This is a genomic window from Serinibacter salmoneus (assembly GCF_002563925.1).
GTDB classification, from domain to species: domain Bacteria; phylum Actinomycetota; class Actinomycetes; order Actinomycetales; family Beutenbergiaceae; genus Serinibacter; species Serinibacter salmoneus.
Genome location: NZ_PDJD01000001.1, coordinates 2,073,025 through 2,093,998, shown reverse-complemented (window position 1 = coordinate 2,093,998; position 20,974 = coordinate 2,073,025). Strand labels below are relative to the sequence as shown.

21 protein-coding genes and 1 tRNA gene are annotated in these 20,974 nt (G+C 71.5%); 17 read left to right on the top strand and 5 right to left on the bottom strand.

Translation table 11 applies throughout. The features are described from left to right. Positions 1 to 140 precede the first annotated feature (140 nt). The gene (locus ATL40_RS09405; RefSeq protein WP_098469317.1) at positions 141 to 1,259 is read right to left on the bottom strand and encodes a HAMP domain-containing sensor histidine kinase; all 1,119 of its coding nucleotides are present in this window, start codon (positions 1,257 to 1,259) and stop codon (positions 141 to 143) included. Next, a complete protein-coding gene (locus tag ATL40_RS09400) occupies positions 1,259 to 2,011 on the bottom strand; it encodes a response regulator transcription factor (RefSeq protein ID WP_098469316.1) in 753 nt (250 codons plus the stop codon). The genes ATL40_RS09405 and ATL40_RS09400 overlap by 1 nt, the downstream gene beginning before the upstream one ends. Before the next feature lie 250 nt (positions 2,012 to 2,261). On the opposite strand from ATL40_RS09400, the gene ATL40_RS09395 reads away from it, so the two are divergent. Continuing rightward, entirely contained in the window at positions 2,262 to 3,776 is a 1,515-nt protein-coding gene (locus ATL40_RS09395) for a M23 family metallopeptidase (RefSeq protein WP_098469315.1), read from the top strand. Between the two features lie 82 nt (positions 3,777 to 3,858). Here ATL40_RS09395 and ATL40_RS09390 read toward each other — a convergent pair whose 3' ends face one another. After that, entirely contained in the window at positions 3,859 to 4,779 is a 921-nt protein-coding gene (locus tag ATL40_RS09390; protein WP_098469314.1) for an aldose 1-epimerase family protein, read from the bottom strand. Between the two features lie 24 nt (positions 4,780 to 4,803). Continuing rightward, positions 4,804 to 4,876, bottom strand: a tRNA-Arg gene (locus ATL40_RS09385). A gap of 89 nt (positions 4,877 to 4,965) precedes the next feature. Between ATL40_RS09385 and ATL40_RS15010 the strand changes: the two genes are divergently transcribed. From ATL40_RS15010 to prmC, 9 genes are all read left to right on the top strand, one after another. Continuing rightward, entirely contained in the window at positions 4,966 to 6,015 is a 1,050-nt protein-coding gene (locus ATL40_RS15010; RefSeq protein ID WP_098469313.1) for a hypothetical protein, read from the top strand. Next, entirely contained in the window at positions 6,015 to 7,370 is a 1,356-nt protein-coding gene (gene lysA / locus ATL40_RS09375; RefSeq protein WP_281254898.1) for a diaminopimelate decarboxylase, read from the top strand. Before ATL40_RS15010 ends, lysA begins: the two co-directional genes overlap by 1 nt. Before the next feature lie 90 nt (positions 7,371 to 7,460). Then, positions 7,461 to 8,762, top strand: a complete 1,302-nt coding sequence (locus tag ATL40_RS09370; protein ID WP_098469312.1) for a homoserine dehydrogenase — start codon at positions 7,461 to 7,463, stop codon at positions 8,760 to 8,762. 55 nt (positions 8,763 to 8,817) lie between these two features. After that, the gene (gene thrC, locus ATL40_RS09365; protein ID WP_098469311.1) at positions 8,818 to 9,879 is read left to right on the top strand and encodes a threonine synthase; all 1,062 of its coding nucleotides are present in this window, start codon (positions 8,818 to 8,820) and stop codon (positions 9,877 to 9,879) included. Between the two features lie 4 nt (positions 9,880 to 9,883). Then, the gene (gene thrB / locus ATL40_RS09360; protein WP_098469310.1) at positions 9,884 to 10,846 is read left to right on the top strand and encodes a homoserine kinase; all 963 of its coding nucleotides are present in this window, start codon (positions 9,884 to 9,886) and stop codon (positions 10,844 to 10,846) included. Positions 10,847 to 11,089: 243 nt separating this feature from the next. Next, positions 11,090 to 13,009, top strand: coding sequence for a transcription termination factor Rho (rho, locus tag ATL40_RS09355; protein ID WP_098469309.1), 1,920 nt, complete (start codon positions 11,090 to 11,092; stop codon positions 13,007 to 13,009). Between the two features lie 155 nt (positions 13,010 to 13,164). Then, positions 13,165 to 13,380 (top strand): 50S ribosomal protein L31, encoded by a 216-nt coding sequence (gene rpmE, locus ATL40_RS09350; protein ID WP_098469308.1) that lies wholly within the window; start codon positions 13,165 to 13,167, stop codon positions 13,378 to 13,380. Positions 13,381 to 13,509: 129 nt separating this feature from the next. Next, complete coding sequence (prfA, locus tag ATL40_RS09345; protein WP_098469307.1) at positions 13,510 to 14,598, top strand: peptide chain release factor 1; 1,089 nt, start codon at positions 13,510 to 13,512, stop codon at positions 14,596 to 14,598. A 5-nt stretch (positions 14,599 to 14,603) separates the two neighbouring features. After that, entirely contained in the window at positions 14,604 to 15,548 is a 945-nt protein-coding gene (gene prmC, locus ATL40_RS09340) for a peptide chain release factor N(5)-glutamine methyltransferase (RefSeq protein WP_342747610.1), read from the top strand. On the opposite strand, the gene ATL40_RS09335 is transcribed toward prmC, so the two are convergent. Continuing rightward, positions 15,508 to 15,837: a VanZ family protein gene (locus ATL40_RS09335; RefSeq protein ID WP_098469306.1), complete on the bottom strand. Its 330-nt coding sequence runs from the start codon at positions 15,835 to 15,837 to the stop codon at positions 15,508 to 15,510. The two genes, prmC and ATL40_RS09335, sit on opposite strands and share 41 nt — an antisense overlap. A 97-nt stretch (positions 15,838 to 15,934) precedes the next feature. Between ATL40_RS09335 and ATL40_RS09330 the strand changes: the two genes are divergently transcribed. From ATL40_RS09330 to ATL40_RS09300, 7 genes are all read left to right on the top strand, one after another. Beyond that, complete coding sequence (locus ATL40_RS09330; RefSeq protein ID WP_342747609.1) at positions 15,935 to 16,711, top strand: L-threonylcarbamoyladenylate synthase; 777 nt, start codon at positions 15,935 to 15,937, stop codon at positions 16,709 to 16,711. Continuing rightward, entirely contained in the window at positions 16,708 to 17,805 is a 1,098-nt protein-coding gene (locus tag ATL40_RS09325) for an MraY family glycosyltransferase (RefSeq protein WP_098469304.1), read from the top strand. Before ATL40_RS09330 ends, ATL40_RS09325 begins: the two co-directional genes overlap by 4 nt. After that, entirely contained in the window at positions 17,802 to 18,281 is a 480-nt protein-coding gene (locus ATL40_RS09320; protein ID WP_098469303.1) for a Cg1360 family ATP-synthase-associated protein, read from the top strand. The genes ATL40_RS09325 and ATL40_RS09320 overlap by 4 nt, the downstream gene beginning before the upstream one ends. Before the next feature lie 157 nt (positions 18,282 to 18,438). After that, positions 18,439 to 19,236 carry a F0F1 ATP synthase subunit A gene (gene atpB, locus ATL40_RS09315; protein WP_245866930.1) on the top strand — a complete coding sequence of 266 codons (798 nt, stop codon included), beginning with the start codon at positions 18,439 to 18,441 and terminating at the stop codon, positions 19,234 to 19,236. A 110-nt stretch (positions 19,237 to 19,346) separates the two neighbouring features. Continuing rightward, positions 19,347 to 19,568 (top strand): ATP synthase F0 subunit C, encoded by a 222-nt coding sequence (atpE, locus tag ATL40_RS09310; protein WP_098469301.1) that lies wholly within the window; start codon positions 19,347 to 19,349, stop codon positions 19,566 to 19,568. Then, the gene (locus ATL40_RS09305) at positions 19,568 to 20,152 is read left to right on the top strand and encodes a F0F1 ATP synthase subunit B (RefSeq protein ID WP_098469300.1); all 585 of its coding nucleotides are present in this window, start codon (positions 19,568 to 19,570) and stop codon (positions 20,150 to 20,152) included. Before atpE ends, ATL40_RS09305 begins: the two co-directional genes overlap by 1 nt. Continuing rightward, positions 20,152 to 20,967 carry a F0F1 ATP synthase subunit delta gene (locus tag ATL40_RS09300; RefSeq protein WP_098469299.1) on the top strand — a complete coding sequence of 272 codons (816 nt, stop codon included), beginning with the start codon at positions 20,152 to 20,154 and terminating at the stop codon, positions 20,965 to 20,967. The genes ATL40_RS09305 and ATL40_RS09300 overlap by 1 nt, the downstream gene beginning before the upstream one ends. Positions 20,968 to 20,974: the final 7 nt, after the last annotated feature.

Below are 20,974 nucleotides of genomic sequence, written 5' to 3'. Positions count from 1 at the left end.
GGTGCGAATTCGACCTGTTTCGCACCCCGAATCTCGCCATGACCAGGGTCGATGTCGCGGGTTGGGCAAGCGTGCGCCACGGCATGGCAAATCTCCCACATGCCATGGTCAGGAGTCGGTCCGCTGGCCTCCGGCCCGCCCTATCGCGCGGCGGCCGCGGCCCGCCCGCCCGGCGTCGGTCCCTCGATGGGCAGCCGTAGCCGCAGCACCGCACCGGTGGTGCCGGCCGGAGGGGCGACGGCGCGCAGGGTGCCCCCGTGCAGGCCGGTCGCCCACCGGGCGATCGCGAGCCCGAGCCCCGTGCCGCCCGATCCCGCCGGCAGGGTCGGCGCGGTGCCGCGCTCGAAACGCTCGAAGATCCGCTCCCGCGACTCCGCGGGGATCCCGGGGCCCTGGTCGATCACGTCGATCTCGACCTCGCGGTCCGTGGAGCGTGCCCGCACGAGCACCGTGCCGTGCTGCGGGGAGTGGCGAGAGGCGTTGGCCAGGAGATTGAGGAGGATCTGGTGCACCCGCTCGACGTCGACCACGAACTGCAGCGACCCCGGGACATCGACCTCCCATCGCACCTCGCGCCCGCCCGCGCGCGAGGCGTGGGAGGCGGCATCCACCACCTCCTCGATCACGTCCACCACCCTCACCTCCTGCAGGTGCAGGCCGGCTGCGCCGGCCTCCAGGCGCGAGAGGTCCAGGAGGTAGGTGACCAGGTTGGTGAGGCGCTCGGTCTGCACCAGGGCGGATCCGAGGGCCTCCTCGTCGGGTTCGACCACGCCGTCGACCATGTTCTCCAGCTGGGCACGGAGCGCGGCGATCGGGGTGCGCAGTTCGTGGGAGACGTTCGCGACGATGGCGCGCTGTGCCTGCGCGAGCGAGGCGAGGTCGGCCGCCATCGCGTTGAAGGCGTGACCCAGTTGCCCGACCTCGTCACGGCTGGTGGTGCGCACCCGGATCGAGTAGTCGCCGGCCGACATCGCGCGGGCGGCGCGGGTCATCTCCCGCAGCGGCGAGGTCATGCCCCGGGCCAGGATCTGCGTGACCACGAGGGAGAGCATGATCGCCAGCGGGAAGGTCATGTACCACCGGGCGTCGTAGCTGCGTCCGGTCCAGACCAGGATCGAGGAGACCGAGACCGAGGCCGCCACGAGCACACCCAACTTCATCCGGATGGACGTGAGCGGATCCAGCGGACGGACCTCGACGGCGTAGCGCAGGGAGGAGGGCGGCCGCGGGCGCCCGTGGCGCGGCTTCGCGCCGAACATCACGCCGGCGGCTCCAGGGAGTACCCGACGCCGTGCACGGTGCGGATCAGGTCCGCCCCGAGCTTGCGTCGCAGTGCCTTGACGTGGGAGTCCACCGTGCGGGTGCCGCTCGCATCGACCCAGTCCCAGACCTCCTCGAGCAGGCGCTCGCGGGTGAGGACCTCGCGGGGCGAGGAGGCCAGGCACACCAGCAGGTCGAACTCGGTGGGGGTCAGGTGTGCCTCGGTGCCATCGCGCATGACGCGGCGTTGCGCCCGGTCGATCGAGAGGTCGCCGAGCACGATCGGCGCGGTCGAGGTGGCGCTCGCGGTGCGTTCGGGTGCGGTCAGTCGCGCGACCCGTTCGTGGCGGCGCAGGAGGGCCTTGACCCGGGCCACGAGCTCGCGCATCGAGAACGGTTTCGTCATGTAGTCGTCCGCACCGACCCCGAGGCCCACGAGGAGGTCGGTCTCGTCGTCGCGCGCCGTCAGCATGAGGATCGGGATCACGTGGGGGTCCTCCGCCTGGATACGGCGGCACACCTCGAGCCCGTCGAATCCCGGGAGCATGACGTCCAGGACGATCGCGTGCGGTGCGCCGGTGAGTGCGGCGGTGACGGCGGAGGGACCGTCTGCCGCGACGCTGACCTCCCAACCCTCGGCGGTGAAGCGTCGCGAGATCTGCGTGGCAATCTCCGGGGAGTCCTCGACCACGAGCACCCGGGTCGCGCCCTCGGCGCCACTCGTCGGCGTGGAAACGGTCGGTGCGCTCATGGCACTACAGTGGCACACGCGGCACGTCGTGGCGCTGCGATGCAACGTGGCGGCCGGTCGGGTGACGGATGGAGAGATCTCCGGGGCCGATCGGCTGCGCAGCGAGGGCAACGTCACACCCTCGGTGTCACACGAGGTGGCCGCGAGCCGTTATAGTTCTGTGACATTACCCCGCTGCTCGTGCGCCGGACCTGCGTCCGGAGGTGAACGGCGCGGGGGCGTGCAGGTCAGCGAGTATCGGAGGTAGTGCGTGGAGACGGAGCGTCGCGAGCAGGTGACGACCCGACGCGCACTGCGTGCTGCACGGGAACGCGCGGGCCAGGACACCTCGATCGGATCACTCCAGGTCGAGGCCGGCCCCGCACCGCTGACCCGGCGCGAACTGCGTGCGCTGCGTGAACGGCAGGAGGGGACAGTCCGTCAGGCTGCCGAGGTGGCCCGGGAGGCCGCGCCGTCGCGCACGGTCCCGGTCGAGCAGCCTGCGCTGGACGAGCAGCCTGCGCTGGACGAGGAGTCCTACGCACTCGCGCAGATGGCCGATTCCCTCGATTCCCTCGAGTTCACGATCGCACCCGAGGCACCGCTCCTCGAGGTCGCATCGCAATCCGATCAGGACTCCGCGGCCGCGCAGGAGGCGCCTGGGCCACGTCAGGTGGCATCGGCGGCCATGACCGATCGCCCGCTGACGCGCCGGGAGTTGCGAGGCGCAGGTGCGGCCCGCGTGACCTCGACGGCCAAGCGGACCGTCTCGCCGGCTCGCCTCGGTGGGTCCGCGGCTTCCGGCGACATCGCCGTGGATGTGCCGCGCACCGCACCCAAGGCTCAGTCCGTGCGCACGAGCGTGCAGTGGGTGCCGCGACTGGCGGTGCTCGGCGTGCTCGGTGCCGTGAGCGTGGCCATCCCCACGAAGGTCTGGGCCGACTCCTCCAGTCAGGACCTCGCTGCACCGCCGCAGCTCGCGGCCGACAGCGCCCTCGACACCCTGGTGGCCACGGAGCCCGTGGTCGCCGCGGCCGTGGCCGAGGCGAGCGGGGATGGCCAGGCGGCCGCCGCGGCAATCCTCGGTGAGTCGCAGGCCTCGGACGCCAGCGACACCGCCGCGCAGGATGAAGCGACGAGCGAGTCCGGCGCGGGTGAGCAGTCGCTCGACTCGACCGCTTCCTCCCTGCTCGCCGGCGATCCGCTGGCGGCCTCGCGTAGTTCCGTGGCCAGCCGTAGCGAGGAGCGCGAGGCGCTGCCCGCGTGCGACGTGCCGGAGACCTCCACCGCCAACGGGTCCCTCGCCGCGCTCGAGACCAGTGACTACGTGCAGTTGGTCTACCCCATCCAGGACGGCACCTACACCAAGAGCTCGGACTTCGGGCCGCGCTGGGGCACCGTGCACTACGGCACGGACTTCTCCGCGCCGCTGGGCACCGAGATCCGCGCCGTGGCCTCCGGTGTGGTCACGAACGCGGGCGGAAGCCTGGGTGGACGCAGCCCGAACCTCATCGCGGTGCGCAGTGAGATCAACGGCCAGCAGGTCGAGATCTGGTACAACCACATGTACGACAACGGCGTGCTGGTCTCCGTGGGGGACGAGGTGACCGTGGGGGACACGATCGGTCTCGTGGGGAGCAACGGCTACTCGACCGGTCCGCACCTGCACCTGGAGGTCCACGTGGGTGACGTCGAGGACTACAACGGCAGCGCCGTGGACCCCTGGGCCTGGCTCGCCGCCAACGGCGCGCAGCCCATCACGACCTCGGGGCCGGTCTGCCAGTAGGCGCGAGCAGTCGCCGCCCGTGCTCGACCGTGAGTACCGAGGGCCCCTGAGTACCGAGGGCCTGAGGGCCCCGGGCGAGGTCTCAGGCGAGGCGGATTCCCCATCGCACGCTGTGCGTGGCGCCAGGGGACAGTCGCACCAGGAAGTCGCCGGAGTTGAAGGCGTCCGCGATGCAGCTCATGGGCTCGGCCGCCAGGCCACGACGACGAATCGACTCGGGCTGGATGTGGTCGCCGGAACACACCTGCCACGCGGACATCGATTCGTCCATCCACAGTTCGGCGGTGCGGCCGTCGCTTCCCCTCAGGGTCACCCACGAGAGCCCGTCGGCGTCGCGGATCGGCTCGAGGAATGCGTCGTCGAGGTCGGTGGCCCCCAGACGCCGCGCGGTGCGGAAGTCGAACGCCGCGGGGAGTTCCTGCGTGCCGGTGGGCAGCAGCCGCTCGTTCGTGCGCACCCAGGCGTTCGCGTCCAGGCGCAGGGAGGCCTCGTCCAAGGATCCGGGGCCGGGGGAGAGCCACGGGTGGAAGCCGATGCCGTACGGCGCATCGGAGTCACTCAGGTTCGTTGCCGCGACCTCGACGGTCAGCGCCGGTCCCGCAAGCGTGTAGGTGGCGCGGTATGCCAGCTGCCACGGGTAGCCACGCACCGGAACCGAGGTGAGGCCGAGGACCACGCGATCGGGTGCCGACTCCAGCAGGGACCACCGCTCGGTGTGCACGAGACCGTGCAGAGCCGTGACACGGTCGGGTTCGGTGATCGGCACCTGGTAGGTCTCGCCGTCCCATGTGTAGCGACCGTCCCCGAGGCGATTGGGCCAGGGTGCCAGGATGTTGCCGTGTCCCGCGGGCGCGATCTCCTCGATCCCGTAGGGATCGATCACATCGCGGCCGCCGACGGAGAACTGGCGCAGCGAGGCGCCCACCTGCGTCACCACCGCGACGGAGGCGGCGGCGGGATCAACAAGGACGTGCTGCAGACCGGACGGGGGAGTGAGCGGCATCGGTTCTCCTTGGCTGGATGTCAGTACCCCCGACTGGATTCGAACCAGCGACCTTCTGCTCCGGAGGCAGACGCTCTATCCACTGAGCTACGGGGGCGAGTGCCTCGTGAAGCGAGGCGGGATGCCGACGTGAAAGACTACCAGCGAATCCGTGAGGGCTGTAACCGATGACCGAGGGAGTGAGACGTGGCTGACGAACCGCCGAGCGAGGGCACCCCGACCGGCGTCACGCGCCGACAGCTGCGCGAGGCGCGGCGTCAGCGCGAGTTGCTGGGGGAGAGCGCGCAGATCGATCCCGCACTCGATCAGTTCATCTCCCCGGGTGCGGCCGAGTCCCGGACCACCCCGGCGATCCCGGCTGGGAACGTGGACGCATCCGCTCCCCGCCTTCCGCGGCCGCGGGCGGAGTCCTCGCAGCCGACCCACCGCACCGATACGACCGGCGGCTACGGCGCCGCGCCACCGCCCGGGCGCGCCGCGGGCGTGGGGATGCCCCTCGGTCTGGGGCAGGCGGGGGTCGACGCCTCCGAGGACACCTCGCAGGACGACGCCACCGCCTCACCCGAGGCGCTCACCCGACGCGCCCTCATGGGAGCGACCCCGGACGTGGTGGCGTCCCCGCAGACGCAGCCCGAGGACCATCCTCCCGCGTGGTGGCGACGTTTCCTGCCGGCGTTGCTCGCCGTCCTCGCGCTCGGCCTGCTCGCCGTGGTGCTGTGGTTCCTCTCCGACCGGCTCGGCGCCGGGGAGTCGCAAGAACCCGGGACGAGCGCTACCCAGACGGACGGGGGGATCGGTGACCCCACGGTCGAGGGTCCGTTGAACGGCGTCCTCCCGGCCGAGGTGCGTGGCGGTGAGTACAGCACCGAGGGTGCGAGCGGATCGCTCTACACGCTGCCGCCCTCCGGGTACCAGGTCGACACCGGCGCCCCGGATGAGGCCACGAGCGCCTACCAGGCGCAGTTCCTGGGCGGGGCGCTGCCCGTCACGCTGACGGCGTGGTCGTTCGAGGACGCCGACGCCGCGTCGGCCGCCGCCGACGCCGTGGTGGCAGATCTGGGCGAGCCGGCAGACACCGGGGTGGTGTTCCCCGACCTGGAGCAGGGCACCTACTGGATCTTCAACAGCGACGGTCTGGTGCAGATCATCTGGCACGACGGCGCGGCCCACGTCTACAGCGTGACCAGCGAGGACGCCGAGGTCGCCCTCGACTTCTACAACGGACTGGAGTTCTAGTGCCCGCAGCCGCCCCCTGGCCGAGCAGCACGAGGCGCACCGCGACGGGTGAGATGAGCATCGGGGGCGTTGCCGTGACCGACCTCGCCGCGACGGTGGGCACCCCGGTGTACCTGGTGGACGAGGACGACATGCGCGCCCGCGCCAGGCGGATGCGGGAGGCGTTCACCGATGCCGCGGGCCGGGTGGGCACGGACGCCGAGGTCTACTACGCGGGCAAGGCGTTCCTCTCCCGTGCGGTGGCGAGGTGGATGGTGGCCGAGGGCCTGCGGATCGACACCGCCAGCCTGGGCGAGCTCACCACAGCCCTCGAGGCCGGTGTCGAGGGTGCGCTCATCGGTCTGCACGGCAACAACAAGTCCGACGCGGAACTCGACCTCGCGATCGAGCGTGGCGTCGGGCGCATCGTGGTGGATTCCCTGCCGGAAGTCGACCGCGTCGCCCGGGTGGCGGCGGTGGCCGGGGTCGTGGCGCCCGTGATGCTGCGGGTGACCACCGGGGTGCACGCCGGTGGGCACGAGTTCATCTCCACCGCGCACGAGGACCAGAAGTTCGGCCTCTCGATCCATGCGGAGGATGAGCGCGGCCAGTCGCCGGCGATGCGTGCGCTGCACGCGATCCTCTCGCGACCGGAACTCGACCTCATCGGGATCCACTCCCACATCGGCTCCCAGATCCTGGATGCCACGGGCTTCACCGCGGCCGCTGCGGCGCTGGTGGAGCTGCGGGCGGCACTGGAGCGCGAGACCGGACACCTCGTGGGCGAGCTGGACCTCGGCGGCGGTATCGGCGTCGCCTACCTGCCGGGTGAGGACGAGCCGGACGTGGCCGCCTTCGCCCGCTCGATCGTCGACGCCGTCGCGCAGGCCTGCCGGGACACGGACACACCCGTGCCGCACCTCTCCTTCGAACCGGGCCGCTCGATCGCCGCACCCGCCGGGATCACGCTGTACACGGTGGGGACGATCAAGGATGTCCGTCTCGAGGACGGCGGCCATCGGCGCTACGTCGCGGTCGACGGTGGGATGGGCGATCACATCCGCACCGCGCTGTACGGCGCGGAGTACCACGCCGAGCTGGTCTCGCGCGCCAGTGCCGCTGCCCCGGTGCTCTGCCGCGTGGTGGGCAAGCACTGTGAGAGCGGCGACATCGTGGTGCGCGATGTGATGCTCCCCGGGGACATCGCCGCGGGCGACCTCCTCGCCGTCGCGGCAACGGGTGCCTACGGCCGATCCATGGCCAGTACCTACAACCTTGTGCCCCGGCCCGGCGTCGTAGCGGTCCGGGAGGGCACGGCCACGACGATCGTGCGCCGCGAGAGTGTGGCGGATCTTCTGGCGCTCGACCTGGGATGAGGTCGACGCCCGGTGAGACGGGGATCGGGCGCACGTGCGCCGTCCCCTATCGTGGGGGGCGTCCACCGCTGCAGATCTCGGAGTACCGCCGTGCCTAGTGCCGCCCCATCCCTCTCCATCGCCGTCCTCGGATGCGGCACGGTCGGCACCCAGGTGGTGCGGCTCTTGCTCGAGCAGGGCGAGGAGCTCTCGGCGCGGGCGGGCACCCGCCTGGAACTCGCCGGGATCGCGGTGCGTTCCCTGGAGACCGAACGCGACCCGGTGGTGCCGCGTGACCTGCTGACCACCGACGCCGAGTCCCTGGTGGAGCGCGCCGACGTGGTGGTGGAGCTCATGGGCGGCACCGAGCGGGCCCGTGACCTGATCCTGCGCGGCATCGAGGCCGGTGCCAGCGTGGTGACCGCGAACAAGGCGCTGCTTGCCTCCCAGTACGGCGAGTTGTTCTCCCGCGCCGATGCCGCGGGGGTCGACCTGTTGTTCGAGGCCGCGGTCGCCGGTGCCGTGCCCGTGGTGCGCGGGGTGCGCGAGTCCCTCGCGGGCGACCGCATCGAACGGGTCATCGGGATCATGAACGGCACCACGAACTACGTGCTGGACGCGATGACCACCGCGGGATGGGACGTGGATGCCGCCGTCACCCGAGCCCAGGAACTCGGGTACGCCGAGGCCGACCCGACGGCCGACGTGGACGGGCACGACGCCGCGGCCAAGGCCGCCATCCTCGCCGCCCTGGCCTTCCACACCCGCGTGGACCTGCGCGACGTCACCCGGGAGGGCATCCGCGGTGTGACGCCCGAGGACATCGAGGCCGCCCGCGAGGCGGGCGGCGTCATCAAGCTCCTCGGGATCGCCGAGCGGGTCGCCACCCCGCAGGGCGAGCGCGTCGCCGTCCAGGTGCACCCTGCAGTCCTGCCGCTGGAGCACCCGCTGGCCTCGGTGCGCGGGGCCTTCAACGCGGTCGTCCTCGAGGCGCAGGCCGCCGGCCGACTGATGTTCTACGGCGCGGGTGCGGGTGGCCCCGAGACCGCGAGCGCCGTGCTGGGTGACGTGGTCGCCGCCGCGCGGCACCGTGTGACCGGCGGTCGCGCACCCGCCGAGTCCACCCACGCCACCCTGGCTCCCGCCCGCCCCGCCGACCTGGGCGCGCGCATGCAGATCCGCCTGCGGGTCGCCGACCGCCCGGGCGTGCTCGCTCACGTCTCCACCGCGCTGGCACAGCACGGCGTGTCCATCGAGTCGGTGCGGCAACGACCCGGCGACGACGGGAGCGCTACGCTCACCGTGGTCACCCACGAGGCGCGCCTGGACGCGCTGCTGCGCACCACCGCAGCGCTGCAGGCCACGACCGGGGTCGAGGAACTGCTCTCGGCCTACCGGGTCGAGCAGGCCTGACCCACCACCCCAGATCCGCCGCACCAGCGCCGGACCGACCCAGAAGGGATACCCGATGGCCCACCCGTGGCAGGGGATCATCGCCGAGTACGCCGAGCACCTCCCGATCGCCCCTGGCGATCCGGTGGTCACCCTGGGGGAGGGCGGCACCCCGCTGGTCGAGGCTCCGGCGCTGTCCGAGCGCGTGGGGGGCACGGTCTACCTGAAGGTCGAGGGTGCCAACCCGACCGGCTCCTTCAAGGACCGCGGGATGACGATGGCGGTCTCCAAGGTCGCTGCCGAGGGCGGGGCCACCCTGGTGTGCGCCTCCACCGGCAACACCTCCGCCAGTGCGGCCGCCTACGCTGCCAAGGCCGGGATGCCGTGCGCCGTGGTGCTGCCCGCCGGGAAGATCGCGGCCGGCAAGCTCGCGCAGGCGATCGTGCACGGCGCCACGCTGGTCTCCCTGGAGGGCAACTTCGATGACGGGCTGCGGGTGGTGCGCGAGCTCGCCTCCCGCCCCGATGTCGCCCTGGTGAACTCGGTGAACCCGTACCGACTGCAGGGGCAGAAGACTGCCGCGTTCGAGGTGGTCGACACCCTCGGGGACGCCCCGACCATCCACTGCCTTCCCGTGGGCAACGCCGGGAACATCTCCGCGTACTGGATGGGCTACCGGGAGTACGCGGCGCTGGGCAAGGCGAGCCGCACCCCGATCATGTGGGGCGTGCAGGCCGAGGGCGCGGCGCCGTTCGTCAAGGGCGAGCCGGTGGAGAACCCCGAGACGATCGCGACGGCGATCCGGATCGGCAACCCCGCGTCCTGGGACCTGGCGGTGGCGGCGCGCGAGGAGTCCGGCGGCCGGATCGACAGCGTCAGCGATGCGCAGATCCTGGATGCCCAGGCGCTGATCGCCCGCGAGGTGGGCGTGTTCGTCGAGCCCGCCTCCGCGGCCTCCGTGGCGGGGCTGCTGGCTCGGGCCCAGCACGGACAGGTGCCTCCCGGCGCCACGATCGTGTGCACGGTCACCGGCAACGGCCTGAAGGACACCGCCACGGCGCTGGGCGACACCGTGATCGACCCGGTCACCGTGCCGCCCACAGCGCCGGCTGTGGCCGAGGCGATCGGCCTGGCCTGAGCACATGCGGATCGTCACCGACAGCGTGCGGGTCCGGGTCCCCGCCACCAGCGCGAACCTCGGGCCCGGTTTCGATGCCTTCGGGCTCGCGCTGGAGTTGCACGACGTGGTGCGGGTGCGCGCCACCGCCTCCGCCACCCGCACGCATGTGACCGGCGAGGGTGCCGAGACGGTGCCCGACGGCGAGGACCACCTGGTGGTGCGCGCCGTGCGGGCAGGCCTGGAACACGTGGGCGCCCCGCAGGTGGGCCTGGAGCTGAGTGCGCACAATCAGATCCCGCACGGCCGGGGACTGGGGTCCTCGGCGGCCGCCGTGGTGGCCGGCCTCATGGCCGCGCGCGGCATGATCTCCGAGCCCGAGGCGCTGGACGACGCGGTGATCCTCGACCTGGCCACCGCCTGGGAAGGGCATCCCGACAACGCCGCGGCCACGATCCTCGGGGGCGCGACTCTGACCTGGTTGCCCCAGGGCGCTGGTGACCACGGGGTCGTGGGTCCGCAGGACCTCGCCGCGGGCGCCCCGCCGGTGCGGGTCGGTGTCACACCCGTGGCTGTGGCGGCGGACCTGGTCACCACCGTGTTCATCCCGGCCCACCCCGTGGCGACCCGAGTGGCGCGCTCCGTGTTGCCGCCGGCGGTGCCGCATGCGGATGCGGCCTTCAACGCGGCCCGTGCGGCGCTCCTGCTGCTGGCCCTGGGTGGACGCAGCGATCTCGCGCTGGAGGCCACCGCGGATCGGCTGCACCAGCCCTACCGCGGTGAGGTGCTGCCCGAGAGCATGGAGTTGGTCCACTGGCTCCGCGAGCAGGGACTCCCGGCGGTCATCTCCGGTGCCGGTCCCACGGTGCTGGTCCTCGGTACCGTGCCGCCCACGCTGCGGCGCGCCGCGGAACGCGGGGGATGGGATGCCCGCGCGCTCGGGGTGGACCGCGTGGGTGCCACGCTCGGTCAGGCCGACACGCGCTGATCTGATCTGCCATGAGCATGCCGCCAGGCGTGTAAACTGAACCCGCACCCGCATTCGACGGAAGCGTGCACCGCGTCAAAGACACCCCAGTGCTGCCGTGGTGACTGCAACGCCATTCCATTCGACGATGCGACCGCAGGTGCGATTCCCCCGGGCGCAGTAATGCTGGGGGTCTCCCCGGGGATCTCACCGCTTCACATCCGGCGCCCATCGTGGCGCGTGCACGACGGAGTAAGGAACCTCGTGACCGAAACTACCGACACCGCTGCTCGAAGCGGCGGGTCCCTCTCCACCCTTCGCCTCGCGGAGCTGCAGAAGCTTGCGGGCGAGATGGGGATCTCAGGCACCGGCAAGATGCGCAAGAGCGACCTCGTCACGGCCATCCGTGAGGCCCGCGGCGGCAGCGCTCCACGTCGTCGCTCCGCCACCAGCGGCAACGAGGCCGCCGGTCAGGCATCCGAGACCGCGCCGCAGGCCTCCGAGCGGCCGGTGGCCGCGGAACAATCCGCCGCCACGGACCGCGGTCAGTCGGGCTCGCGTCGCACGCGCGCCGAGCGAGCCCAGGCGAGCGAGGCGGGTGGGAACGCAGCCTCCAACGAGGACTCCTCCCCCCGCTCCGAGCGCCGCGGCGCTCACCAGGGCGAGTCCGCGCCGGCCGCGCAGGAGCGCAGTTCCGGCCAGGGCGAAGGGCGGCGCCGCCCCGCGCTGGAGGACATCAAACTCCCCGATCGATCAGGTGACGCAGACGCCGGCCAGGGTGGTCAGGGCAGCTCCCAGGGCGGCCAGGGTGGTCAGGGTAGCGGCCAGGGCGGCCAGGGCGGTCAGGGCAGCTCCCAGGGCGGTCAGGGTTCGCAGCGCAACCGTGACGACGAGGGCGGCTCCCGCCGTCGCCGGGGACGAGACCGTCACCGTGATCGGGACCGGAAGCGACGTGGCGGCCGGGGCGGCAACGAGCCCATGGTCGAGGACGGCGGTGAGGTCGGTCCCGACGACGTCCTCGTCTCCGTGGCCGGGGTGCTGGACGTGCTGGACAACTACGCCTTCGTCCGCACCAGTGGATACCTGCCCGGTCCGGATGACGTCTACGTCCCGCTCGGCCAGGTCAAGAAGCACGGCCTGCGCCGCGGTGACGCGATCACCGGGGCGGTGCGCGCGCCCAAGGACGGCGAACCCGCCGGCGGTAACACCAACCGGCAGAAGTACAACGCCATCGTGCGGATCGACACCGTCAACGGCGCCCCGCTGGAGCGCGCCAGGCAGCGTCCCGACTTCTCTCGGCTGACCCCGCTCTACCCGCAGCAGCGGCTGCGTCTGGAGACGGCGCCGCAGGCGGTCACGGCCCGGATCATCGACCTGGTCTCCCCGATCGGGAAGGGTCAGCGCGGTCTGATCGTCGCGCCGCCGAAGGCGGGCAAGACGATCGTCATGCAGCAGTTGGCGAACGCCATCACGACCAACAACCCCGAGGTCCACCTCATGGTCGTCCTGGCGGACGAGCGCCCCGAGGAGGTCACCGACTGGGAGCGCACCGTCAAGGGCGAGGTCATCGCCTCCACCTTCGACCGACCGCCGTCGGACCACACCATCGTGGCCGAGCTCGCCATCGAGCGCGCCAAGCGGCTGGTGGAACTGGGCCAGGACGTCGTGGTGCTGCTGGACTCCCTGACCCGGCTCTCTCGTGCCTACAACCTTGCGGCGCCGGCCTCGGGCCGGATCCTGTCCGGTGGGGTGGACGCCTCGGCGCTCTACCCGCCGAAGAAGTTCTTCGGGGCGGCCCGCAACATCGAGAACGGCGGCTCCCTGACGATCCTGGCCTCCGCGCTGGTGGAGACCGGCTCGAAGATGGACGAGGTGATCTTCGAGGAGTTCAAGGGCACGGGCAACATGGAACTGCGCCTGTCGCGCCAGCTCGCCGACAAGCGCATCTTCCCCGCCATCGACGTCAATGCCTCGGGTACCCGCCGCGAGGAGATCCTGGTGGCGGGCGAGGAGCTCAAGATCATCTGGAAGCTGCGCCGGGTGATGGGTGCGCTCGAGCAGCAGCCGGCGCTGGAACTCCTGCTCAGCCGGGTGCGCGAGATGAAGACCAACGCCGAGTTCCTCATGACCGTGCAGAAGACGACGCCGAAGGCGCCGGACCAGGCGAACGAACTCGTCGGCTGACGCGGTCGGCGCGGCCCGCTCATCGCGTGGCGGGCCGGGACGTCCACGCGGCACAGGTTCGAACTTGACAGGTCTGGCAGAATAGACCGTTGGTCACCGGTTCACGCCCGCCCACCGGCGAGCGACCCGGCGGCACCCCAACACAGGAGGACACCATGAAGAGCGGGATCCACCCCGAGTACGTCGTGACCGAGGTCACCTGCACCTGCGGCAACACGTTCACCACGCGCAGCACCGCGACGTCCGGCGCCATCAGCGCCGACGTGTGCAGCGCCTGCCACCCGTTCTACACGGGCAAGCAGAAGATCCTCGACACCGGCGGCCGCGTCGCTGCGTTCGAGAAGCGGTACGGCAAGAAGCCCGCGAACTAGCGACCTCACCGAGCGCCGGTACCCCGAGGGGTGCCGGCGCTCGGTCGTTGCGCCCCGGGCGGCATCATCGACCCGGATCCCACGAGAACGGGCAGCCACGCGCGGCCGCCCGAGAAGGTAGAGCACACGGTGAGCGAGGAGATCGGGGCGGTCGAGGGACTGCTGCAGGAATACGCCCAGCTCGAGCGCGACCTCGCCGATCCGGCGCTGCACTCCGACGCCGGGCGCGCCCGGCGGGTGGGGCGGCGCTACGCCGAGCTGGGCCGTGTGGTTCGCGCCCATCGCGCGTGGCGTGAGGCGGCCGACGACGCCGCTGCCGCCGCCGAACTGGCCGCCGAGGACCCGGAGTTCGCCGCGGAACTCGAGAGTCTGCGGGAGGCGGAGACCGCGGCGGCGGACCACCTGCGAGAGGTGCTCCTCCCGCGGGATCCCGACGACGGCCGCGACGTGATCCTGGAGATCAAAGCGGGCGAAGGCGGGGAGGAATCGGCGCTGTTCGCCGGCGACCTGCTGCGGATGTACCTGCGGTACGCCGAACGCCAGGGCTGGTCGACCCAGGTGCTGGAGTCCACCGACTCCGCCCTCGGGGGCTACAAGGACGTGCAGCTCGCGGTGAAGGCGCGTTCCGCGGGGGAGCCGCAGGACGGTGTCTGGGCGCACCTGAAGTACGAGGGCGGGGTGCACCGGGTCCAGCGCGTGCCCGTCACGGAGTCCCAGGGCCGGATCCACACCTCCGCCGCAGGCGTTCTCGTGCTGCCGGAGGCCGACGACGAGGGCGAGGTGGAGATCGCCACCGGCGACCTGCGGATCGACGTCTACCGGTCCTCGGGTCCTGGCGGGCAGAGCGTGAACACCACCGACTCAGCCGTGCGGATCACCCACCTGCCGACCGGGATCGTCGTGTCGATGCAGAACGAGAAGTCCCAGTTGCAGAACAAGGAAGCCGCCATGCGCGTGCTGCGCGCCCGCCTGCTTGCCGCTCGGCAGGAGGAGGCTGCCGCGGCCGCCAGCGAGGCGCGCAGGTCCCAGGTGCGCACCGTGGACCGGTCCGAGCGCATCCGTACCTACAACTTCCCCGAGAACCGGATCGCGGACCACCGCACCGGCTTCAAGGCCTACAACCTGGACGCGGTGCTGGACGGCGACCTCGGCCCCGTCATCGCCTCCGCCGTGGAGATGGACGAGGCCGCACGCCTGGCCGCCGCGACCGGAGCGTGACGCCCGTGAGCCGCTCAGCGGCCGGTGCCGACCCCGAACCCCCCGCTGGTCCCGTTTTCGACTCGGCGACGGGCGCGGCCACACCCGCGGTGCTGCCGCTGCGGGAGTACCTCACCGGGGCCACGCGTCTGCTCGCCGAGGCCGGGGTGCCGGCCGCGGCACACGACGCGCGCGCCCTGGCGGTGCACGCCCTCGGCCTCCCCGGCCCGAGCGCGCTCCTGCTCGCCGTTCCCGACCCCGGGTTCCCCCCGCGGTACGCCGCCCTCGTGGAGCGACGCCGCCGGCGTGAACCGCTGCAGCACATCGTGGGGGAGACGGGTTTCCGCTACCTCACCCTCACCGTGCGGCCGGGCGTCTTCGTCCCGCGGCCGGAGACCGAGGTGGTGGCGCAGGCGGCGATCGACGCCGCGCGCGAGGTGGTCCGTTCCGGACGCCCGGCCCCAGTGGTGGTGGACCTGTGCTGCGGTGCGGGTCCGCTCGCACTGTCGGTGGCCAGCGAGGTGGAGGGTGCGCGCGTCACCGCCGTGGACGCCTCCTTTGACGCCGTCGATCTCACCCGTCAGAACGCTGTGCGCACGGGACACCGCGTCACGGTGCAGCAGGGGGACGTGCGATCTCCCGCGCTCCTGGCGGACCTGGCGGGTGCGGTCGACGTGGTGGTCTCCAACCCGCCATACATCCCACCGGATGCGGTGCCCACCGAGATCGAGGTCCGGGATCACGATCCCGATCTGGCCCTCTACGGCGGGGGAGCGGACGGCCTCGCGCTGCCACGCGCCGTCGTGCAGGCCGCCCATCGGCTGCTACGGCCGGGGGGAGTCCTGGTGATGGAGCATGCCGAGGTCCAGGCCGAGGCGACTCGCGACCTGGCGCGGGCCGGATTCACCCAGGTCCGCACCATCGACGACCTCACCGCTCGACCCCGGGCGCTGATCGCTCGCCGGAATTGACCCATCCGCGCCCGCTCAACCACCACCCGGCCACCAGACCCAGCCCGATGCCGACGAGATCCGCGGCCACATCGACCGGGTCCCCCGAACGGCCGGGCAGCCAGATGTGCTGGACCACCTCGCTGATCACAGCGTTCGCCGCCAGCGCTACGGCGAGCCTCCCGGGGCGCAGAGCGCAGGCCAGCCCCGTCACCGTGCTCAGCGCGAAGACCGCGGCGTGCACCACCAGGTCGGCACGGAAGGCGATCGCGGGTCCGGGCACGGCCGGGGCGTAGAGCGTCCAGGCCATGGCCACAAGGCTCAGGCCGAAAGCGCTGCGTGCCAGAGCGCGGTGGATACGGGGCGTCACGCCACCAGGGTGCCAGGCCCGTGGCAGGATCGTGGCCGTGACGATTCTCCCCTGTACGCCGCACGAGCGCTCGGCGAGCCTCGAGCAGGCATCCCGGGCGCTGCGTGAGGGTGGGCTGGTGGTGCTCCCGACGGACACCGTCTACGGCATCGCGGCCGACGCCTTCGACCCCGACTCGGTGCGTGCGCTGCTCGCGGCCAAGGGACGCGGGCGTCAGATGCCGCCCCCGGTCCTCGTGGGATCCGTGGCGATGCTGGACGTGCTCGGCACCGAAGTGACCGACGTCGCCCGAGCGCTCGCCGAGGCATTCTGGCCGGGTGCGTTGACCCTGATCGTGCGCGCACAGCCGTCCCTGGTGTGGGACCTGGGCGAGACGCGCGGGACCGTGGCGCTGCGCATGCCCGACAACGAGGTGACGTTGGAGCTCCTGGGGACCACGGGTCCTCTCGCGGTGTCCTCGGCGAACCGGACCGGACTGCCCGCGGCGACGACCGCTCAGGGTGCGCGGGAACAACTCGGTGCCCGCGTCGGGCTCTACCTCGACGACGGGACCTCGCCGGGTGGCGTGGCCTCCACCATCGTGGATGTCACCACCACCGGGTACCGGATCCTGCGCGCGGGTGGCATCACCGAGGAGCAGGTGGCCCAGGCGGTGGCTCATCTCGTGCCGGCCGCCGTGCCGCAGGGGGAGGGTGAGGCCGGTGACGGCGTGACACCCACCGATCAGGACCCGCAGGTCGCGGGGGAGCCCCAGCCGGAGCCGGAGCCCGTCGCGCAGCCCGATGGGGGAACCCGCGAGGGCGACGGCGGGTGAGGGTCTACCTCCTGCTGATGGCCCTGGCCGCCGCTGTCACCCTCCTGGTGATACCGCTGGTGCGGGCCCTGGCCAGGCGCGTCAACGCCGTCACCCCGCTGCGTGATCGTGATGTCCACACCGAACCCACGCCCCGCCTGGGTGGCCTCGGCATGGTGCTCGGCTTCGCCGTCGCCCTCCTCGTGGCCTCCCGGACCGACTTCCTCGGCGGCGTCTTCACCTCTTCCCACCAGGCCTGGGCGATCCTGGGGGCCGCGGTGTTCGTGGCGCTCCTGGGGGCGGCGGACGACGTGTTCGACCTGGACTGGTTCACCAAGCTCGTCGGGCAGACGCTGGCCGCCGGGATCATGGTGTGGCAGGGCGTCCAGATGGTCACGATCCCCCTGTTCGGCCTGACGATCCTGTCCTCCGGGATGTCACTCGCGCTCACGGTGCTCGTGGTGCTGGTGGCGATCAACGCCGTGAACTTCGTGGACGGGCTGGACGGCCTGGCGGCGGGGATGATCGCTATCGGCGGCACCGCGATGTTCGTGTACACCTACCTGCTCACCCGCCAGAGCGCCACCGACTACGCCGACCTCGCCACCCTGGTGGTCGCGGCAGTGGTCGGCAGTTGCCTGGGCTTCCTGCCCTACAACTTCCACCGGGCCTCGATCTTCATGGGGGACTCCGGGGCGATGTTCCTCGGGCTGACCATGGCCGCCGCCTCCATCGTGGTCACGGGGAACATCGACCCGGGCGCGACGGCCTCGCAGGCCTTCCCGGCCTTCCTGCCGATCCTGCTGCCCGTGGCCGTGGTGCTGGTGCCGCTCATCGACCTCCTCCTGGCCGTCGTCCGGCGGCTGGCCGCCGGCCGCTCGCCGTTCGCGGCCGATGGGCAGCATCTGCACCACCGGCTGCTGGCGCGGGGTCACTCCCATCGCCGCGCGGTCCTGATCCTGTACGGCTGGACGGCGATCTTCAGCTTCGGCGCCGTGGCACTGGCCTTCCTGCCGATCACCACCGTGGCGATCGCGCTCGGCGTGGTGGTGGCGATCGGGGTGGTGCTGACCGTGGTCCCGATCCAGGTGCGGCGTGGGAGAGTGGGCCCGTGAACTCGACCTCCTCGGCGTCCGGCTCCGCGCCGCCCACCACGCTGCGCGGCGCGCTGCGCCGCATGCTCACCCTCATCGCCCTCACCACGGCTGTCACCACGCTCCTGGCGGTGATCCTCGGCCTCCTGGTCGACGGTACGGCCGGGCTCTGGGGGGCACTGCTCGGCGGAGCCATCGGGGTGTTCTTCTGCCTGACGACCGTGGTGACGATGCTGGTCTCCGAGGGCCGGTCCCCGCAGTTCCTCGCGATCGCGGTGCTCGGTGGGTGGTTGGCCAAGATGGCGGTCATCATCGCGCTGCTCGCGGTCCTGGCGAACTTCACCTTCTACAACCGGTACGTGTTCGTGGCCACGATGATGGTGATCGTGCTCGCCTCCCTGGTGATCGAGATGCAGGTGGTCCGTGGGGCGCGGATCCCGGTGACGCAGGACGTCCCGAAGGCGCAGGGCCCGCAGGGAAGCGCCGAGGGCGAGTGAGGACTCGTGAGGTACCGTCCGCGGGCGTCTCGATGCGTGCGGCGTGCAAGGTATCGGGTAGGGTGACCTCAGACCTTCTGCACCAGCGTCTGCATGCCTGCCATGACGCCGCTGCTGCGCCCTGCGCCGACCAGATGACACGGGGAGAGCATTGAACGTGGCTGGAACCCTCATGGCCGAGACTGCCGACTCCGGATTCCATGTACCGGGGATCGGTGAGTTCTTCCCCCCGGCGATCTTCTTCGAAGGGACACCCTTCGAGTTCAACCGGATCATGCTGGTACGGGTCGTCGTCACGATCCTGCTGCTGCTGTGGCTGTGGCTCGCCACCCGGCACGCCAAGCTGGTCCCGACCCGCGCGCAGAGCGTGGTGGAGCTGATGCTCGACTTCGTGCGCGTCCAGATCGCCGAGTCGGTCCTCGGCAAGGTGGAGGGACGGCGCTTCCTGCCGATGCTCACCACCCTGTTCTTCCTGATCCTGGCGATGAACCTGGCCGGCGTGGTCCCGTTCCTGAACATCGCGGGCACCTCGGTGGTGGGCCTCCCGGTGGTGCTGGCCATCTGGGTCTACATCACCTACCTGGTGGTCGGCCTCAAGCGCCACGGCGTGGGCTACCTCAAGGCGAGCCTGTTCCCCTCGGGGGTGCCGCCGGTGATGTACCTCCTGATCACGCCGATCGAGTTCCTGCAGGTCTTCATCCTGCGGCCGCTCACGCTGGCGCTGCGACTCCTGGCCAACATGATGGCCGGGCACCTCATGCTGGTGCTGTGCTTCGCGGCCACGCAGTTCCTGCTGTTCGAAGGCGGCGGACTGATCAAGTTGACCGGCGCCCTGACCTTCGTGGGTGGCCTCGGGATCACGTTGTTCGAGATCTTCGTGGGCTTCCTGCAGGCGTTCATCTTCACGCTGCTCGCCGCCGTGTACATCCAGATGTCCCTGGAGGAGGAGCACTGAGCCCCGCCAGGACCCGGCCCGCCTAGCGCGCCACCGCAGTCTTCACTCCCGCACCACCCAGACCACCCAGACGACGGGTAAGGAACCCGCCGCCACAGGAAGGACGATTCATGGAAATCCTCGCCGCGCTCGAAGGCAACATCGCCACCATCGGTTACGGCCTCGCGACCCTCGGCCCGGGCATCGGCCTCGGCATCCTGATCGGTAAGGCCCTGGAGGGCATGGCCCGCCAGCCCGAGGTCGCCAACACCCTGCGTACCAACATGTTCATCGGTGTCGCCTTCGTCGAGGTGCTCGCGCTGCTCGGCCTGGTCGCAGGCTTCCTGTTCTGATGACGACGGCCATGGTGATGGCCGCGGAGGACACGGAGGCGCCGTCCGGCATCGACGTCTTCCTCCCGGCCGACTACGACATCATTTGGTCGCTCGTCGTCACCGCCGTCATCGCGTTCTTCTTCTTCAAGTACCTGATGCCGAAGATGACCGCACTGCTCGACGAGCGTGCGGCCAAGATCGAGGGCGGACTGGAGCACGCGGCCAAGGTGCAGGCCGAGGCCGACGCCGCCAAGTCCGAGCAGGAGAAGGAACTTCTCCAGGCGCGTCAGGAGGCGGCACGCATCCGCGAGGCCGCGACGGTCGAGAGCAACGAGATCGTGAACGCCGGCAAGGCCAAGGCCTCCGAGGAGGCCGCGCGCATCGTCGAGAGCGCCCAGCGTCAGATCGACGCCGAGCGTCAGGCGGCCGTGGTCTCGCTGCGCAGCGACATCGGCTCCCTGGCCACCGACCTCGCCTCGCGCATCGTGGGTGAGTCACTGGCCGACGATGCCCGCCAGTCGCGGGTGGTCGACCGCTTCCTCGAGGAGCTCGAGAGCAGCGAGAACGCCGGCGCCCGCGCCGGCCACGAGACGGAGGCGTGATGCGCGCGACCAGCGAGGCATCCCTGGCCGCGGCGAGCGAGCGGTTCGAACCGGTGCTCACCGAGGCGGGGGAGCACGCACGCGGCTACGGCGAGCAGTTGTTCGCCGTGGTCGACGCGCTGGACTCCTCCGGCTCGCTGCGTCGCGCGCTCACCGACCCCACCCGGACGGAGCAGGACAAGGCCGACCTCGCGCGTCGGCTCCTGTCGCCGTCGTTCTCACCCGAGGTCGTCGACCTCGTGGAGGGCATGGTCCGGTCCCGGTGGTCCGGTGACCGCGATCTCGCCGACTCCCTCGAGGAGCTCGGGACCGTGGCCGTGCTGGCCTCGACCGGGTCCGAGCAGGCGCTTCTCGAGGTGGAGGAGCAACTCTTCCGCGTCGGTCGTGTCCTGACCGGCAGCCGGGAACTGCGGGTGTCCCTCGGCTCGCTGGACGCGAGCGCCGAGCGGCGTGTCGCCCTGGCGCGCGAGGTCTTCGCAGCGCAGTTGGCGCCGCAGGCCGAACTGCTCCTGGAGCGGACGGTCGGCGCACTGCGCACCCGGTCGGTCACCGCACGCCTGTCGCACATCGGTGACCTCGCTGCCACGCGCCGCCGGCGCCTGGTGGCGGTGGTCACGGCGGCCACGCCGCTCACCCTGATGCAGCGTCACCGCCTGGCGGCAGCCCTCGAGCGCATGTACGGCGCACCGGTGCAGCTGAACGTCGGGCTCGACCCCGAGGTGCTCGGCGGCCTGCGCATCCAGGTGGGGGCCGAGGTCCTCGACGCCACCGTGCTGTCCAAGTTGTCCGAGGCGCGCCGCCGCATCGCCGGCTGAGAGCACC

Bases quoted from the DNA above. Each gene is read 5' to 3' on its own strand.
- ATL40_RS09405 (WP_098469317.1), bottom strand. From the start codon at position 1,259: ATGTTCGGCGCGAAGCCGCGCCACGGGCGCCCGCGGCCGCCCTCCTCC.
- ATL40_RS09400 (WP_098469316.1), bottom strand. From the start codon at position 2,011: ATGAGCGCACCGACCGTTTCCACGCCGACGAGTGGCGCCGAGGGCGCG.
- ATL40_RS09390 (WP_098469314.1), bottom strand. From the start codon at position 4,779: ATGCCGCTCACTCCCCCGTCCGGTCTGCAGCACGTCCTTGTTGATCCC.
- thrC (WP_098469311.1), top strand. From the start codon at position 8,818: ATGGCCCACCCGTGGCAGGGGATCATCGCCGAGTACGCCGAGCACCTC.
- thrB (WP_098469310.1), top strand. From the start codon at position 9,884: ATGCGGATCGTCACCGACAGCGTGCGGGTCCGGGTCCCCGCCACCAGC.
- rpmE (WP_098469308.1), top strand. From the start codon at position 13,165: ATGAAGAGCGGGATCCACCCCGAGTACGTCGTGACCGAGGTCACCTGC.
- ATL40_RS09335 (WP_098469306.1), bottom strand. From the start codon at position 15,837: ATGGCCTGGACGCTCTACGCCCCGGCCGTGCCCGGACCCGCGATCGCC.
- atpE (WP_098469301.1), top strand. From the start codon at position 19,347: ATGGAAATCCTCGCCGCGCTCGAAGGCAACATCGCCACCATCGGTTAC.
- ATL40_RS09305 (WP_098469300.1), top strand. From the start codon at position 19,568: ATGACGACGGCCATGGTGATGGCCGCGGAGGACACGGAGGCGCCGTCC.
- ATL40_RS09300 (WP_098469299.1), top strand. From the start codon at position 20,152: ATGCGCGCGACCAGCGAGGCATCCCTGGCCGCGGCGAGCGAGCGGTTC.